The 16239-nt window shown below is 36.5% G+C and carries 12 protein-coding genes, 2 tRNA genes and 1 other annotated feature; of the genes, 9 read left to right on the forward strand and 5 right to left on the reverse strand.

The window, feature by feature from the left end:
- Positions 1-586 precede the first annotated feature (586 nt).
- The 8 genes from guaB (at position 587) to D569_RS0118230 (ending at position 8522) form a co-directional block, all read left to right on the forward strand.
- Positions 587-2059: an IMP dehydrogenase gene (gene guaB, locus D569_RS0118195; protein WP_018933866.1), complete on the forward strand. Its 1473-nt coding sequence runs from the start codon at positions 587-589 to the stop codon at positions 2057-2059.
- 323 nt (positions 2060-2382) lie between these two features.
- A complete protein-coding gene (locus D569_RS0118200) occupies positions 2383-3729 on the forward strand; it encodes a D-alanyl-D-alanine carboxypeptidase family protein (protein ID WP_018933867.1) in 1347 nt (448 codons plus the stop codon).
- A 105-nt stretch (positions 3730-3834) separates the two neighbouring features.
- A complete protein-coding gene (gene pdxS / locus D569_RS0118205) occupies positions 3835-4719 on the forward strand; it encodes a pyridoxal 5'-phosphate synthase lyase subunit PdxS (RefSeq protein ID WP_018933868.1) in 885 nt (294 codons plus the stop codon).
- 20 nt (positions 4720-4739) lie between these two features.
- Complete coding sequence (gene pdxT / locus D569_RS0118210; RefSeq protein ID WP_018933869.1) at positions 4740-5309, forward strand: pyridoxal 5'-phosphate synthase glutaminase subunit PdxT; 570 nt, start codon at positions 4740-4742, stop codon at positions 5307-5309.
- Positions 5310-5346: 37 nt separating this feature from the next.
- Positions 5347-5560 (forward strand) — a binding site (T-box leader).
- A 101-nt stretch (positions 5561-5661) separates the two neighbouring features.
- Positions 5662-6936 (forward strand): serine--tRNA ligase, encoded by a 1275-nt coding sequence (gene serS / locus D569_RS0118215; RefSeq protein WP_018933870.1) that lies wholly within the window; start codon positions 5662-5664, stop codon positions 6934-6936.
- Positions 6937-7091: 155 nt separating this feature from the next.
- A tRNA-Ser gene (locus D569_RS0118220) sits at positions 7092-7184 on the forward strand.
- 336 nt (positions 7185-7520) lie between these two features.
- A complete protein-coding gene (gene proC / locus D569_RS0118225) occupies positions 7521-8351 on the forward strand; it encodes a pyrroline-5-carboxylate reductase (RefSeq protein ID WP_018933871.1) in 831 nt (276 codons plus the stop codon).
- Positions 8352-8445: 94 nt separating this feature from the next.
- Positions 8446-8522 (forward strand) — tRNA-Arg (locus tag D569_RS0118230).
- 453 nt (positions 8523-8975) lie between these two features.
- Here the strand turns inward: D569_RS0118230 and D569_RS0118240 are convergent.
- The 3 genes from D569_RS0118240 to D569_RS0118250 are packed head-to-tail and all read right to left on the reverse strand — an operon-like array spanning position 8976 to position 12798.
- Positions 8976-10226, reverse strand: a complete 1251-nt coding sequence (locus tag D569_RS0118240) for a Ger(x)C family spore germination protein (RefSeq protein ID WP_018933873.1) — start codon at positions 10224-10226, stop codon at positions 8976-8978.
- Positions 10223-11311, reverse strand: a complete 1089-nt coding sequence (locus D569_RS0118245) for a GerAB/ArcD/ProY family transporter (protein ID WP_018933874.1) — start codon at positions 11309-11311, stop codon at positions 10223-10225. Before D569_RS0118245 ends, D569_RS0118240 begins: the two co-directional genes overlap by 4 nt.
- Positions 11312-11316: 5 nt before the next feature.
- Positions 11317-12798 (reverse strand): spore germination protein, encoded by a 1482-nt coding sequence (locus tag D569_RS0118250; protein ID WP_018933875.1) that lies wholly within the window; start codon positions 12796-12798, stop codon positions 11317-11319.
- 190 nt (positions 12799-12988) lie between these two features.
- Here D569_RS0118250 and acsA point away from each other — a divergent pair, with 190 nt between their 5' ends.
- The gene (gene acsA, locus D569_RS0118255) at positions 12989-14707 is read left to right on the forward strand and encodes an acetate--CoA ligase (RefSeq protein WP_018933876.1); all 1719 of its coding nucleotides are present in this window, start codon (positions 12989-12991) and stop codon (positions 14705-14707) included.
- A 165-nt stretch (positions 14708-14872) separates the two neighbouring features.
- On the opposite strand, the gene D569_RS0118260 is transcribed toward acsA, so the two are convergent.
- Positions 14873-15967 carry a GerAB/ArcD/ProY family transporter gene (locus D569_RS0118260; RefSeq protein WP_018933877.1) on the reverse strand — a complete coding sequence of 365 codons (1095 nt, stop codon included), beginning with the start codon at positions 15965-15967 and terminating at the stop codon, positions 14873-14875.
- A gap of 21 nt (positions 15968-15988) precedes the next feature.
- Complete coding sequence (locus D569_RS0118265) at positions 15989-16237, reverse strand: hypothetical protein (protein WP_018933878.1); 249 nt, start codon at positions 16235-16237, stop codon at positions 15989-15991.
- Positions 16238-16239 lie beyond the last annotated feature (2 nt).

A 16239-nucleotide genomic window follows, 5' to 3' on the forward strand; every position in this document is an offset into this window, starting at 1 on the left:
CGCGCTGTTCCCCCAGGAGTGTCGCATTTTTCCGCAGCTTCGAATAGTGTTCTGGAAAAAAGAGAGGGAAGCAAGCGTATATATTCTCAAAAATTCTTTCCACTTCCTAATTCAGAACACTAAATGTAGCGGAGGCAGAATACGGAGACTCCTGTGGGACAGCGAGAGCTGAAGATCCACTTGGTGAAGTGCCTTTCTTCACCAAGTTAGCTGAAGCCGAGCCCACGGAAAGCGCAGTATTCTGCCGGAGCGTATGTGAGCACTCATCTTTAGTCAGAATGGAAGGAAGCTAAGTCAAGACAATTTTTATTAGTTCGCGGTTTGTATCTATAGTATTATTTCTATTAATAATGTAAAAAAAATTTACATATTGTAACCTCTTACATTATTGATTTGATCATATCGCCATTTTAAGCGGGTGGAATAACGAAAAAAAAAGGTTGAAAAACCCTAAAACATATCGTATTGTAATTAACAATAGTTAAGGATATAACCCTCAAAAAATAGATGAAACTCTAGTAATAGAGAGCTTCATTTCCCATCCATTATTTCACAATATAACCAAAAAATTTAAGGAGGTTCACCGATGAGAACAGATAAATTTAGTAAAGAAGGTTTAACGTTCGACGATGTGTTATTATTACCAGCGGAATCAAATGTACTACCTAGAGATGTATCAGTTAAGACAAAGCTATCAGAAAATATTACGCTTAATATTCCATTTTTAAGTGCGGGAATGGATACTGTAACAGAAGCGAAGATGGCTATTGCGATCGCTAGACAAGGTGGAATCGGTATTATTCATAAAAATATGTCGATTGAAGAACAGGCAGAACAAGTAGACCGTGTGAAACGCTCTGAAAGTGGTGTTATTTCGAATCCATTCTTCCTATTACCTGATCATCAAGTTTTTGATGCAGAACATCTTATGGGTAAATTCCGTATTTCCGGTGTGCCTATTGTAAATAATAAGGAAGAGCAAAAATTAGTAGGGATTTTAACCAATCGTGACTTACGCTTTATTGAAGACTATTCGATTAAAATTGCTGATGTGATGACAAGTGAAAACTTAGTAACAGCACCAGTTGGTACAACTTTAGAAGAGGCAAGTAAAATCTTGCAAGAACATAAAATAGAAAAATTGCCACTAGTTGATAATGATAATGTGTTAAAAGGACTTATTACCATCAAAGATATTGAAAAAGTAATTGAGTTTCCTCATTCTGCTAAGGACAAGCAAGGACGCTTATTAGCTGGTGCTGCTGTTGGTGTAACAGCAGATTCGATGACGCGTATTGATAAACTAGTAGAAGCTGGTGTAGATGTACTAGTAATTGATACAGCACATGGTCATTCACAAGGTGTTATTGAACAAGTTAAACGTGTTCGAACTAAATACCCTGATATTGATATTATTGCTGGTAATGTCGCAACGCCTGAAGCAACAAGAGCACTTATCGAAGCAGGAGCAAATATTATCAAAGTAGGTATTGGCCCCGGTTCTATCTGTACAACTAGAGTGGTAGCAGGTGTCGGTGTCCCTCAAATAACAGCAGTCAATGATTGTGCAACGGAAGCACAAAAGTATAATATTCCTGTTATTGCTGATGGGGGGATTAAGTACTCTGGTGATATCGCCAAGGCAATCGCAGCTGGTGCGCATGCTGTTATGTTAGGAAGCTTGTTTGCAGGAGTATCAGAAAGCCCTGGTGAAACGGAAATTTTCCAAGGTAGAAGATATAAAGTATATCGTGGTATGGGATCTGTAACATCCATGAAATCTGGTTCTAATGATCGATATTTCCAAGACTCACAAGATGCTAAGAAATTGGTTCCAGAAGGCATTGAAGGTCGTGTAGCCTATAAAGGACCTTTAGCCGATACGGTTCATCAATTGATTGGTGGTCTCAGATCTGGTATGGGTTACTGTGGATCTGCTGATATTGAAGCGTTACGAAATGATGCAAAATTTATTCGTATGACAGGGGCAGGATTACGTGAAAGTCACCCACACGATGTTCAAATTACGAAAGAATCGCCAAACTATTCCTTATCATAATTCAACATATAGTAATAAGGATGGAGGAAAACTTGGGGTTACCCAAGTTTTCTTTATCTGACGAGGAAAGAAAGTATAAAATTGGGGGTCTGTCTACGCAAGCGCCCAGAAACTAGGTGACTTCACGAATCGTTCTACGATAAAGAAGGCTTGCCGGTTCATAAACTCAACATGATTCCTTTAACTTAGTTCATTCTGAAGTCGCTACGTTTCTAAGCGGGCGCTTTGCGCTTTTCTTAATGATAGTCATAAAGCGTTATTTTCTATTTGAAGTAGTTGTGATAAAATTGTTTCGTGCAAAAAAATAGTCGGAGGTAGGAAAAGTGAAAGATGTAATGAAAAAGATAAGTATTTTGGTAGTGGTTGCATTATTAATGATCACTACATTTTCTATGAATAGTTTACAAGTACAAGCCGCAGAGAATATAGAAATTAATGCAGAATCTGCTATCATCGTCGATGCTAACACAGGGAAAGTTTTATATGAGAAACAATCTGATTTAAAATTACCTCCAGCTAGTATGACAAAAATGATGACGGAATATTTGGTGCTAGAAGCCATTAATGAAGGTCAAATCAGCTGGGATACAACTACTCAAATTAGTGATTACGCTTATTGGTTAGCATCTCCTGGTAATAATTTTTCGGGGATTGGTTTAGTTCAGGATAAAGACTATACAGTCCGTGAATTATATGAAGCAATGGCCATTTACTCTGATAATGGTACAACGGTTGCACTATCAGAGTTAATAGCTGGTTCAGAAGGCGAATTCGTAAAAATGATGAATGAAAAGGCAGAAGAAATGGGCTTACCAGAATATAAATTTGTTAATTCTACCGGTTTATCGAATTCTGATTTAGGTGATTACCATCCAGAGGGAACTGAATCAAATGAAGATAACCTGTTATCAGCACGTTCTTCAGCATTGCTTGCCTATCATCTCATTAATGATTATCCTGAGGCTTTGGAATATTCCAGTAAGACGACAACTGAATTAGATGACAGAGTGTTAGAAAATTGGAATTGGATGTTGCCTGACTGGAATAATGATAACTTTTCTCAATATTCATATGAAGGTGTAGACGGTTTGAAAACAGGTCATACAGATGCTGCAGGACATTGTTTTACAGGTACAGCCCAACAAGGAGATCGTCGCATTATTACAGTAGTGATGAAAACGAGTAGTGAAGGTGAACGTTTTGTTGAAACCAAAAAATTAATGGAATATGGCTTCTCCCAATTTGAAACAGCAGAACTATTTCCAACTGGTTTTCAATTAGAAGGAGAGTCTAATATTCCTGTTTCAAAAGGGAAAGAAAAAGAAGTAAGTATTGAAACAGCAGCAGCTTTTGAAACGATGATCAAGACAGGTGAAGAAGAATTATATGATGTACGATATGAACTTGATGAAGATAAATTAACAGACGACGGCGCATTAAAAGCTCCACTTGAAGAGGGAGAAAAAATAGGAGAAGCCGTTCTTCAGTATAATGGTGATATAGATTACGGTTATATTGGTGGAGATACAGCGGATCAACGTGTAGATCTAGTTACGACTGATGCAGTTGAAAAACAGAATTGGTTTATGCTAGCACTAGGTGCGATTGGAGACTTCTTTGCAAATGTTTTTACAACAGTGGTAGATTTCTTTAAAGGTTTATTCAGTTAATTTAATTCCGATGACAGCAGTTGGCATTTGTGTATTTTTTGTTATATAATGTAAGAGGATGAAATAGATCGTTTTATAGTTCATAATTTTAGGAGGAACATAAGAATGTCTAAAGTAGGTACAGATAGAGTTAAAAGAGGTATGGCAGAAATGCAAAAAGGCGGCGTTATTATGGACGTTGTCAATGCAGAACAAGCAAAAATCGCTGAAGAAGCTGGAGCTGTAGCAGTTATGGCATTAGAACGAGTACCATCTGATATTCGTGCAGCAGGTGGAGTAGCTCGTATGGCAGATCCTACGATTGTAGAAGAAGTGATGAATGCTGTTTCTATTCCGGTTATGGCAAAAGCCCGTATCGGTCATATTGTAGAAGCTCGTGTACTGGAAGCAATGGGTGTAGATTATATCGACGAGAGTGAAGTATTAACACCAGCAGATGAAGTGTATCACTTAAATAAAAGAGATTACACTGTACCATTTGTATGTGGTTGTCGTAACTTAGGTGAAGCAGCTCGTCGTATCGGTGAAGGTACGTCCATGTTACGTACAAAAGGTGAACCTGGTACAGGCAACATTGTCGAAGCAGTTCGTCACATTCGTGAAGTAAATGCACAAGTTCGTAAGCTAGTTAATATGAATGAAGATGAAATCATGACATATGCTAAAGAATTAGGTGCTCCATACGAAGTACTTCTTGAGATTAAAGAAAATGGTCGTTTACCTGTTGTAAACTTTGCTGCGGGTGGTGTAGCAACTCCAGCAGATGCAGCACTAATGATGCAACTAGGTGCAGATGGAGTATTTGTTGGTTCAGGCATCTTTAAATCAGATAATCCTGCTAATTTTGCAAGAGCGATTGTAGAAGCAACAACACATTATGAAGACTACGACTTAATTGCAAAAGTATCCAAAGGCATTGGTACAGCGATGAAAGGTTTAGAAATTAGTACAATTGCTCCTGAAGAGCGTATGCAAGATCGTGGTTGGTAAGTAGTGAGGAGTAAAAAGTAATGGTAAAAATCGGAGTTTTAGGCTTACAAGGTGCGATTCGTGAACATATTCGTTCCGTTGAAGCAGCTGGAGCTAAAGGGATCATTATTAAGTATAAAGAACAATTAACTGATATAGATGGACTAATCATACCTGGTGGCGAGAGTACAACGATGCGTCGACTCATCGATAAATATGACTTTTTTGAGGCATTAGTTGACTTTGGTAAACAAGGAAAGCCGATTTTTGGTACTTGTGCAGGTCTTATCTTGTTAGCAAATGATATTGTTGGACAAGATCATGCACATTTATCATTAATGGATATGAAGGTTGAACGCAATGCTTTTGGCAGACAGCGTGAATCGTTCGAAGCTGAAATAGATATAAAAGGTGTTGCAGATCAATTTGAAGCAGTCTTTATCCGCGCTCCATACATCATGGAGGTTGGACCTGAAGTAGACGTATTAGCTACTTATCAGGATAAAATTGTTGCAGCACAACAAGGTCATTATCTCTGCAGTGCTTTTCATCCAGAATTAACAGATGATCATCGCTTAACAGAATACTTTGTCAAAATGGTGGAAAAATAATATAATAACAAATATAGTTTAATGGAAAAACTGATATAAAAAAGCAATGACAGGAATTAGTAGCTTATTGTTTTATATAAGAGAGCCGGTGGTTGGTGCAAACCGGTATAAAAGATAAGCGAATCCATCCTGGAGTGGTGCGTGGAAATCATAGTACATGTACCCGGCGATAAGCCGTTATGATGAAAGAAGCCGGGAGAAGTCTATTCTCCAATCAGGGTGGTATCGCGGGTAAAACTCTCGTCCCTACTAACAGTCAGGGGCGGGAGTTTTTTATATGTTACAGCTTGGACGTATGGAAGTACCTATCAAAATACAGAGTATGTAAATGAAAAAATAGGAGGTAATCGTTATGTTAGACATGAAAATGTTGCGTAAAAATTTTGCTGAAGTGAAAGAGAAATTAGCCCACAGAGGGGAAGATTTAACCGATTTGGATCGCTTTGGGGATCTTGATGAGAAAAGAAGAGATCTTATCGCTGAAACAGAACAATTGAAAGCGAAGCGAAATGAAGTATCTAAACAAATCTCTTTATTGAAAAAAGAAAAGAAAAATGCAGATGACATGATTACTGAAATGCGTGAAGTAGGCGATCGAATCAAAACTATTGATCAAGAACTTCGACAAGTAGAAGAAGAACTGGAATTATTGATGTTATCTATTCCAAATATTCCACATGAGTCTACTCCTATTGGAGAGACAGAAGATGACAATGTAGAAGTACGTAAATGGGGAGAAGTACCAAGCTTTGATTTTGAAGAAAAACCACATTGGGATCTAGCAACAGAATTAGACATATTAGACTTCGAAAGAGCTGCAAAAGTGACAGGAAGCCGTTTTGTCTTTTATAAAGGATTAGGTGCTCGCTTAGAACGTGCACTCATCAACTTTATGATGGATTTACACGCAGATGAGCATGGCTACCAAGAAATATTACCACCACATATGGTAAATCGCGCAAGCATGACTGGCACGGGTCAATTACCTAAATTTGAAGAAGATGCTTTTAAAGTAGATGGTTGGGATTATTTCTTAATTCCTACTGCTGAGGTTCCTGTAACGAATTATCATCGTGAAGAAATATTAAAAGCAGAGGAACTACCAAAAAAATTCACTGCTTATAGTAGTAATTTCCGTTCTGAGGCAGGTTCAGCAGGGCGAGATACTAGAGGTTTAATTCGTCAGCATCAATTTAATAAAGTAGAATTGGTGCAATTGGTAAAACCAGAGGATTCTTATCAAGTATTAGAAGAATTAACAGGGCATGCAGAAAAGGTGCTTCAACTGTTAAAATTACCTTATCGTGTAATGAGTATGTGCACAGCTGACCTAGGTTTTACGGCTGCAAAGAAATACGATATTGAAGTATGGATGCCAAGCAATGATACGTATCGTGAAATTTCTTCTTGTTCTAATTTTGAAGATTTTCAAGCAAGACGTGCTGGTATCCGTTTCCGTCGCGAAGAGAAAGGAAAACCGGAATTTGTTCATACGTTAAACGGTTCTGGATTAGCAGTAGGTCGTACCGTTTCTGCTATTATTGAAAACTACCAACAAGAAGATGGTACTGTAAAAGTTCCAGAAGTATTGGTACCATATATGGGTGGGAAAACAGTGATTCAATAAAGTGAGCTAATGATCAGTGGAGGGTTTACTCCCACTGATCATTAGCTACACTTATCGGTGAGATAGCATCTATCCGAAAAAAATAAGATAGATGAAAAAAACTATTGACTCTATTTCGGGAGTATGCTATATTATTACTTGTCGTCAGCAAATACGGAGGAGTACCCAAGTCCGGCTGAAGGGAGCGGTCTTGAAAACCGCCAGGGGCTTCACGGCCCGCGGGGGTTCGAATCCCTCCTCCTCCGCCATTATTTGAACACAAAATTGGAGATTATATATGTACGAGAATCGTTATCATGAGATAGCGATTTTTTTTGTGCGCGGACATTTGTTCCGCTATTTGTGACAAAAATGTGCTTTTTAGCATTTACGCGGACATCTATTCCGCTATTCATAGAAAATAGCGCTAATTTCCACCGAAAGTAGCCAAATAAAGGATTAAATGTCCGCCAACATTGAAAATGGGTAGTTATTTCACCAAATAACGCACTAAATGTCCGTTCAACAAACTATTTTTCTTGTTGCCCTCTTCTTGTTATCATTTATAATAGGAGAAGAAATATACATATGATGGAGGGCTTGTAATGAATTTACGGGAGAAACGAATAGCTTTTTTAGGTGCGGGTTCTATGGCAGAGGCGATTATCGCTGGGATGACTGCTAAACAAATAGTCCCTGCTGATCGAATCATTGCGACTAATCATTCCAATAAAGAACGTTTAACAGAATTAGAAAATAAATATAGTATTCGAACATCACAATCGAAAAAAGAGGTGGTTAGCCAAAGTGATATCATCATTTTGGCGATGAAACCGAAAGATATTCAACCTGCTATTACCGAAATAAAACAGTATCTAAGTGAAAGTAAAATCGTTGTGTCATTATTGGCTGGTATCTCTACTCGATATATGGAGCAACTAATAGGTCTCCGTAATGCAGTTGTCCGTGTTATGCCTAATACATCGGCAATGATTGGACAATCTGCTACAACGATAACTGCAGGACGATATGCTACTATTTCAACTGTCGGTTTAATAAAGCAACTGATGACATCCATAGGTACGACAACATTAATAGAAGAAGAGCAAATGGATGCTTATACGGCTTTAGCGGGAAGTGCACCGGCGTTTTACTATTACATGGTGGAAGCAATGGAGCAGTTTGTAGAGGAACAAGGATTGCATAAAGAAACAGCTAAGCCTTTAATAGCACAAACGATTAAAGGTGTTGCGGAGATGTTAGCGACAACAAGTGATTCACCTGCAACATTACGTGAGAAAATTACAAGCCCTGGTGGTACGACAGAAGCTGGACTTAAAACATTGGCACAACATGAATTTCAACAAGCAGTCATTGCATGCTTAGAGCAGACTACTAAAAGGTCAAAAGAACTCAGAGAAGTGTTTGAAAAATAAACAGTGAAGAAGGAGAGCCTTGCCATTTATCTTAAGTTTTATTAAGATATAAAGTGGTGTCTCTCCTGATCATCTCATTAAGTATTGTTATCATGACCCCGTAGCTCAGTAGGATAGAGCACTTCTCTCCTAAAGAAGGTGTCGGAGGTTCGAATCCTCTCGGGGTCGCCATTAAGTTATATTTTATTTAAGATGATTATTTTATTTGATTGAACAAAGTTTGATATATCAATGATTGTGCATTTTTAACTTTTTAGTTGCCCGATAAAATTCGATATAAAATGGATATTATTTACACGTCTTTTACACATACAATCTTTCTTGGGAAGCCAACGTAAATCAGCCCACCATTTATACCATCCCTTACAACATTCTCGTTAATGCGAATTTAATTTCTTTACTGTAGCTTTACCACGTATTTTAACATATTCATTTAAGAACTTTTGATAAGATCCTTATTTCACTTTGAGTATGAGTATAACAAAGGTAATTATGATTGGAACCATGATGCCGACTGCTATGGAACCAACCTTATTACCTTCTTGGTATGTTTGAATACTGTGAACGATCGTTCGATAGGAAATAAACAGAGTTAATGTCCCATAAAATAAATAGGATATCATCTTAATCTCTCACCTCGTTGAGATCTGAATCATCAATCATTTTTCCAAACTCTAAGGTATCGAGCTCATAAGTCACATTAATTTTGGCATTGGGGTAAATATTCTTATGCCAGTCTGCCTTCTCATATTCCTTAATATCTTTGAAATGTTTTCGAATATATAAAGACCAGTAAAAGGGATCCGATTTATATTCTGTCTGTGTCTTCTTGATAAAGGCTTCTGTTTTATCCTCTAACCTTTTGACAATCTCCTCCTCTAACTTTTTCCTGTATTCTAGGTTTTGAGTATAGGGAATAAGACTTGGAACAGCAATAATTTCAGCTTGGAACTTGACATGTACATTTATTTCCGTCGGTTTGTTAGGGTAATAGTCAATATTAATGACAGGTTCTTTCTTTTGGGAATAATCATAAGACACAAAAAACTCAGGCAATATTGGATCAGGGATGGTAGCGATGTATTCCTCCATTCTTAACGTTTTGTCCAGCATATGTACTAGTCTAGTTTCTTCTCCGTCTATTGTATCAATCATCTGCCCTTCTTTAAAAACAGCAGACCCCATAAATTGGGTAGGGCTACCTCCCTGTTGCGGAATTTCACCTGCTATATATTTGTCCTCAATCCCTTCATTGTGTTGTTCGTTATTGTCCATTTCAGTTGTCGCATAAATTCCCAAGAATAGGTCAGCATCTCCCTCTGTAATCTGAAAAAAGCGATGCAAAGTTGCTTTAGGAATAATCCCTGTCTCGATAGCACGAGTTAACATAAATTGATAGTATTTATGAGGTCTTGTTTCTACTAACGGCTCGTTATTATTCAAAAAATCAACTGCTTTTTCTTTTGTTACTACCAGTTGTATATCTCCTCTAATTTGTGGGGATCTAGAAGTGGACTGAATAACCCGCATAAAATCTTCGGAGCGAGCTAGCTCTTCAGATGTAACTATAACCTTGGTTTGATCTAATGTTATACGTTTGGATACAATTGAATTAGCAGTATAGGTGGCACTTAAAATATCGGACCCTTGGACCGTGACGATTTCTGCTGCAGGTTCATCAGGAGTATTTGGTACAGAAGCTGAACCCACTTCTGGATTTGAAATTTTATAGGTGAACTCATAAACACCTCTTTCATCTGTTTTGTCAACTCCAATCACGACTACATAAGATTGTTTCTCTAATTCGATGCGATCATAACAACCAACTAATAAAAATAAGAAACTAAGTACAACAAATAGAATAGGATATCTCATGTTCGTAAATCTCCTTTAAGCCATGCCACAAACCAAAGTAAGAATGGAAGGAAAATAAAGAAGGGTGACATGAGCGTATAAAGCTGTTCGTGGTAAACTAATTGTGTTTGCGCTGAATTATACGGTAAAAGTCCGATTAGTATGACCAGAAAGGCGAGAGGTAGTAATAAAGGTTCAAAATTATCGATATTAAAGACTGCCCCAAAAAACCAAGCCGAGAAATAAAGAAAGTAAATAAATTTTAAATATGCAGCAAACAACCAAAAAACCATAAAAATAGTTTCGATATTGGTAAAAAACTCTCCAAATTCAATTCGTTGTATGATGTCGTGAAATGGAAAGGCAATTTTCTCAATCGAGTTGTAGTCAAACACTGTTATATAGATAAAATAGAACAACAAAAGTTCTGCGAGTGCTATGATACTTGCAATAATAGCACCTTTTCGAAACATCTTTGTTTCCTTCGTGGCTTTATAGGCAATCAGTACAAAGAAAAGCTCGGCAAAGATTGATGCTTTTATAATTCCTTCTGTCGCGATAATTGATAAGCCAGAACCAAAAACCGGAAAAACTCTTTCAGTTACTACTTCTTCCCATATGAGCAATATAACTAATAAAGCTGAGAATTTGATAACAGGAAGTGCAATTCGAGAAGTATAGCCAATAACTTCAAAGCCCCTTTTTGCACCGAAAAAAGCAACGATAATAAAAATAAAAAAAATATAATCAGTAGGAGACTCTGGGAAATATAACATTTTTACTTGTTCGATGTAATTACGGGCATCGAACACCATAGAAGAAAAAGCAAATAAAAAGAAAACTAATCCAATCAATTTCCCTAACCACTTTCCAGTAATAGCTTCACAGAGCTGTACTACATGCTTATCTTCATATTTTTTTAATAGATACAACATAACAAGAAAGCTAGGGAAAATAACGATAAAAGATATTGCCGGAATGATCCAGAATCCATTTTGGGCTTTTTGTGATAATAAAGTCGGCGTAGAATCAGCAAACTTGATGGCTACGAATATGAGAACAATCGAAGCAATTTCTTTTGTCCGTAAAAAACCATGACTCTGCATGTTGATCACCTTTTCTTTTGGAGGTCTTTTGGCCGAATGTAACCTGGACGGAACTTCTCCTTTTTAATGAATTGACGAAAAACAGTATCCTTCGTTGAAATATAATGTGGTGATAAAGGAGAAAAGAATGGAACCCCAAAGGACTTTATTGATGCAGCATACATAAAAAATAAAAAGAACGCTGCAGTCAGGGAAAGCATCCCCCAAAAGCCTGCACACATAATAAAAATGAATCGCATTAATCGAACCATATAATTAATACTTAAATCGGCTAATGCAAAGGAAGAAAGTCCTGATAATGCAACAATGATAACAATGATAGGACTAATTATATTAGCTTCAACTGCTGCTTGTCCTAATATTAAAGCACCAACAATCCCAATAGTTGGACCAAGAGGATTTGGAATTCTGAGCCCCGCCTCTCGGATTAATTCAAAGGCAATTTCCATCAAAAGTATTTCCATTATCAATGGAAAAGGAACCCTTTCTCTTGAACCAGTGATTGCTAAAAGTAAATCAGGAGGTAACATTTCACTATGATAATTAGTAATTGCGACAAACGCTGCTGAAACTAATAAAGATAATATAAGGCATATAAACCGAATGGTCCGAGTGAAATTCCCATAGAAAAAGCGTAAATAACGATCTTCAGGGGAATGAAAAAAAGACCAAAAAGTTACTGGAACAATAAGACAGGCAGAGGAACTCTCCATTAAAAGTACAATATAACCATCTTCAATATAGGAAGCTGCCTTATCAGGTTTTTCTGAATAGAGAATGGTAGGAATTAAGGAATAAGGACGTTCTTCTATATATTGTTCTAATAGCTCAATATTACGAACGTTATCTACTTCTAATTCCTTAATACGCTTTCTAATATTATCTAATAGTTCCTGATTGACTAGATCCTTTAAATAAAGTAGATTAACCTCATCATGTGATCGGATACCTATTTGAACCCCTTCATTAATTAACTGATTATTATGTATTTGTTTACGAATAAGTGAAATATTATTGTCTAGCGATTCTGTAAAGGCATCTTGTGGCCCTTTAACAACACTCTCATTTTCGGATGTTGGAATTGTCCTATGCTGAAAGTTGGCAACATCCATTGCATAAGCATCTGTATCTCCGTCAATGAACAAAATTGCTTTTCCACTATTTATATTTTGTACTACTTTTTCATACTCTTTAATCTTTTCAATATTTTCAATCGAGACAATGTTACTTACCTCATCTCCCTCGTTCTCTAATAACGGTTTGATAATGTGTAGGTTAATTCTTTCACCATCAACAATTGAGCCATAATAAAAGATACATGCTTCTCTCTTATTAAAGCGAGTTGTTAATGTTCTCAGAGAAAAATCCTTATTAATATCATAAGAGAATAGTTGCTTCATTTCTCGAATATTACTAGATAAAGAACCGATAATTTTTTTCTCCGATACAGTAGAGTTGTTATTTTGTTGTCTTGAAAAAATACGCATAAAGATACTCCTTATCAGAATTAATCGCACTTTAATGAATAGCTTGAACCCCAATTCAAAAAATATGCAATATTAATGAAATGTAAAAGATGGGATTAATCTCTTTGATTTCTTTCCAATTTCCGTTAAAATATATTGTAAGGGGTTTCAATTGTTGAAAAATGTTCATAATTTTTAGAGAGGTGATAGGATGGATATGACAAAAGTACAGCCAAGATCAGGAAAGCACAATGTAGAAGATCTTGATGCACTAAGAGAAAGTTTCGACTGGGAAGAAATTAAGAAAGACTTTAGCTGGTATAAAACAGGTAAGGTGAATGCTGCATATGAGGCGATTGATCGCCATGCAGAAAATCCTAACAAAAAAGACCAAGTGGCATTGTTATATTCCGCACCAGACCGTGAAGAAAGTGTAACATTTGAACAATTAAGCAAACAAAGTAATAAAACAGCAAATATATTTAAAAAGTACGGAATTCAAAAAGGAGACCGCGTTTTCTTGTTCATGCCAAGAAGTCCAGAGTTTTATGCAAACTTTTTTGGGATTCTAAAAATAGGTGCTATTGCCGGACCATTATTTGAGGCATTTATGGAACAAGCGGTACGTGACCGTTTGGAAGATAGTGAAGCGACAATGTTAATTACAACACCTGAACTTCTAAACCGTGTGCCTGTTAATGAGTTACCTGATTTAAAGCAAATTGTTTTAGTAGGCGGTACAGATAATGTTAAAGGTGATAATTATATTGATTTCGAGGAAGAAATGGCAGAGGCATCTGATGAATTGGATATAGAATGGGTAGATCGAGAAGATGGTATGCTTATTCATTATACATCTGGTTCAACTGGTAAGCCGAAAGGTGTTTATCATGTGCATAATGCGATGATTCAACACTACGCAACAGGTAAATGGGTAATTGATTTTAAAGAGGATGATATTTATTGGTGTACTGCTGATCCTGGCTGGGTAACAGGTACAAGTTATGGGATCTTTGCACCATGGTTAAATGGTGTCACCAATGTAATTCGGGGTGGACGTTTTTCCCCTGAATCCTGGTATGAAACGTTAGATAAACATAATGTAACGATTTGGTATACAGCACCAACTGCTTTACGTAAATTTGTGAGTGCTGGTGAAGAGCAGGTTAAGCAGCATGATTTATCTAGTTTACGTCATCTTTTAAGTGTAGGTGAGCCTCTAAATCCAGAGGTTATTACTTGGGCACTGCGTGTACTTGATTTACGCATCCATGATACGTGGTGGATGACAGAAACAGGTGCGATGTTAATTGTCAATCTGCCAAGCATGGAAATTCGCCCAGGTTCGATGGGGAGACCAATTCCAGGTGTAGAAGCAGCCATAGTAGATAACGAAGGTAATGAATTACCGCCAAATCAAATGGGGAATTTAGCAATTAAAAAAGGTTGGCCATCGATGATGCGTGCTATCTGGAAGAATCCGGGCAAATATGAGAGTTACTTTATAAAGGATTGGTATGTTTCAGGAGACAGTGCCTATATGGATGAAGATGGCTACTTTTGGTTCCAAGGTCGTTTAGATGATGTAATCAATACCTCTGGTGAGCGTGTAGGACCTTTCGAGGTGGAAAGTAAATTGATTGAACATAAAGCAGTAGCAGAAGCAGGTGTTATTGGTAAACCAGATCCGGAACGCGGGGAAATTATTAAAGCATTTATTACTTTAAATCCAGGTTACGAGGCTTCAGATGAATTATTAGAAGATATTCGTCAATTTGTTAAAACTGGCTTAAGTGCCCATGCAGCCCCTCGTGAAATTGAAATTAAAGATAGTATTCCAAAGACACGAAGCGGTAAAATTATGCGTAGGCTATTAAAATCTTGGGAACTAGGCTTACCAACAGGAGACACCTCTACGTTAGAGGAATAAGTTTGGATAGCACAAGTGCCTTCTATTAATAAAACATAAAACCGCATGGAATCAAGTTATTAAAATAGATTTCATGTGGTTTATTTGTTTGAAATTCTTTTATTGTTATTCCTCATTCCACTTGTTGTTTCGAGAATATTACTTAAACAATATGACATACTCTTTTTAGGGTGTCTTTAACAAATTATTTTTAAGAAAATGTGCCATTAACATGGCAACAGGTAAAACGACACCTAGTAGTACGCAATAAATAATGTAGGGTCCGTAAATAAAATCAAAGGCACCGAAAGTATTGGGAACTATCAGCATAGAAAATAGAAAAATAAATAAAGCAAGAGGGGTGGATAATGTATTATAATTTTTCATATTCAATAAGTGGCTAATCCCCAATGCTAGCACATAAAAAGATGTACATATTTTAAAAAAAATAGTAAAAAACCAGATAAAAGCTACAATCACTTCAACACGTTCAAAAAAGTCAAAAATACTTATTCGCTGTCCTAATGCATAGATGGGATACATGTAGTTTGCCGTTGATTCTACACCTAGCACGGTAATACAAGTAAATGTAATAGTTAAGAGCAGAACACCACTAGTGATTCCCCCATAAAAAAGGCTCTTTGTTGTGCTTTTTTTATTGTTTATTGTGTGTGTTATACCTAATAAAATAAACAGTTCCATAAATGTAATAGCAACTATCGGAATAGTTCCAACTATTGTTCCTAGTCTATTTACTTGGAATATTGGCTGGATGTTATTCATACTAGCATCCTTTATAACGAGTACTGTTAAAAGTAAAATAGAGAATATAGTGAAAGGGAAGAAAATACTTGCTGTTCTACCTATTACCTCTATACCATATTTAATGGCAATTAATGAAGTACCCATAAGAACGATTAAGATAACTTCAAATGGAGTACCCATTAATATTTGTAAAGAAATAAAGTCACCTATGGCCCATAAATTAGCGCTACAATTAATGAGAAGAAATAAAATAAGGAATATAGTAACAACAGTTCCAACCCACTTCCCAAAGAGAGTATTAAAAGTATGGAAAATACCCTGATCATATTGAAGCTTAATTAGCTTGCTATAGAGTGTGATAAGAATTAACCCTATAATGGTGGCCAATATGATCGTAATCCACCCATTTTCTTTACCAAAGCTTGCAGCAACATTAGGGATATAAATAATCGATGCCCCTAGTGTGTTCATAATAACTAGTATGCCAAACTGTTGTCCATTTAACTTTTCAATCATAATAAAAATCCCTCCAATAATTTATGGTTGCAGAAAACCTTCCAACCACTTCTGCAAAGAATTAGACAATGGTTTTGTAGTCACTCTTAGCATATCTAAAATATATGGAAGTTGGATATCTAAAAAGTGTAAGGATATTAATACAATAGCAACCGACATCCCGATCATAAAACACAATAGATCTTTTGTTTGTTTTCCTTTACGTAGTCTTCTCATTTCCAGATAAACCAGGAGAAAACTTACTAACAAAAAAACAATTACTTGTAACATGA

The organism is Gracilibacillus lacisalsi DSM 19029 (genome assembly GCF_000377765.1).
GTDB classification, from domain to species: Bacteria; Bacillota; Bacilli; order Bacillales; family Amphibacillaceae; genus Gracilibacillus; species Gracilibacillus lacisalsi.

Coding starts and splice junctions, on each gene's coding strand:
- guaB (WP_018933866.1), top strand. CDS start 587: ATGAGAACAGATAAATTTAGTAAAGAAGGTTTAACGTTCGACGATGTG.
- pdxS (WP_018933868.1), top strand. CDS start 3,835: ATGTCTAAAGTAGGTACAGATAGAGTTAAAAGAGGTATGGCAGAAATG.
- pdxT (WP_018933869.1), top strand. CDS start 4,740: ATGGTAAAAATCGGAGTTTTAGGCTTACAAGGTGCGATTCGTGAACAT.
- serS (WP_018933870.1), top strand. CDS start 5,662: ATGTTAGACATGAAAATGTTGCGTAAAAATTTTGCTGAAGTGAAAGAG.
- proC (WP_018933871.1), top strand. CDS start 7,521: ATGAATTTACGGGAGAAACGAATAGCTTTTTTAGGTGCGGGTTCTATG.
- D569_RS0118240 (WP_018933873.1), bottom strand. CDS start 10,226: ATGAGATATCCTATTCTATTTGTTGTACTTAGTTTCTTATTTTTATTA.
- D569_RS0118245 (WP_018933874.1), bottom strand. CDS start 11,311: ATGCAGAGTCATGGTTTTTTACGGACAAAAGAAATTGCTTCGATTGTT.
- D569_RS0118250 (WP_018933875.1), bottom strand. CDS start 12,798: ATGCGTATTTTTTCAAGACAACAAAATAACAACTCTACTGTATCGGAG.
- acsA (WP_018933876.1), top strand. CDS start 12,989: ATGGATATGACAAAAGTACAGCCAAGATCAGGAAAGCACAATGTAGAA.
- D569_RS0118260 (WP_018933877.1), bottom strand. CDS start 15,967: ATGATTGAAAAGTTAAATGGACAACAGTTTGGCATACTAGTTATTATG.
- D569_RS0118265 (WP_018933878.1), bottom strand. CDS start 16,237: ATGTTACAAGTAATTGTTTTTTTGTTAGTAAGTTTTCTCCTGGTTTAT.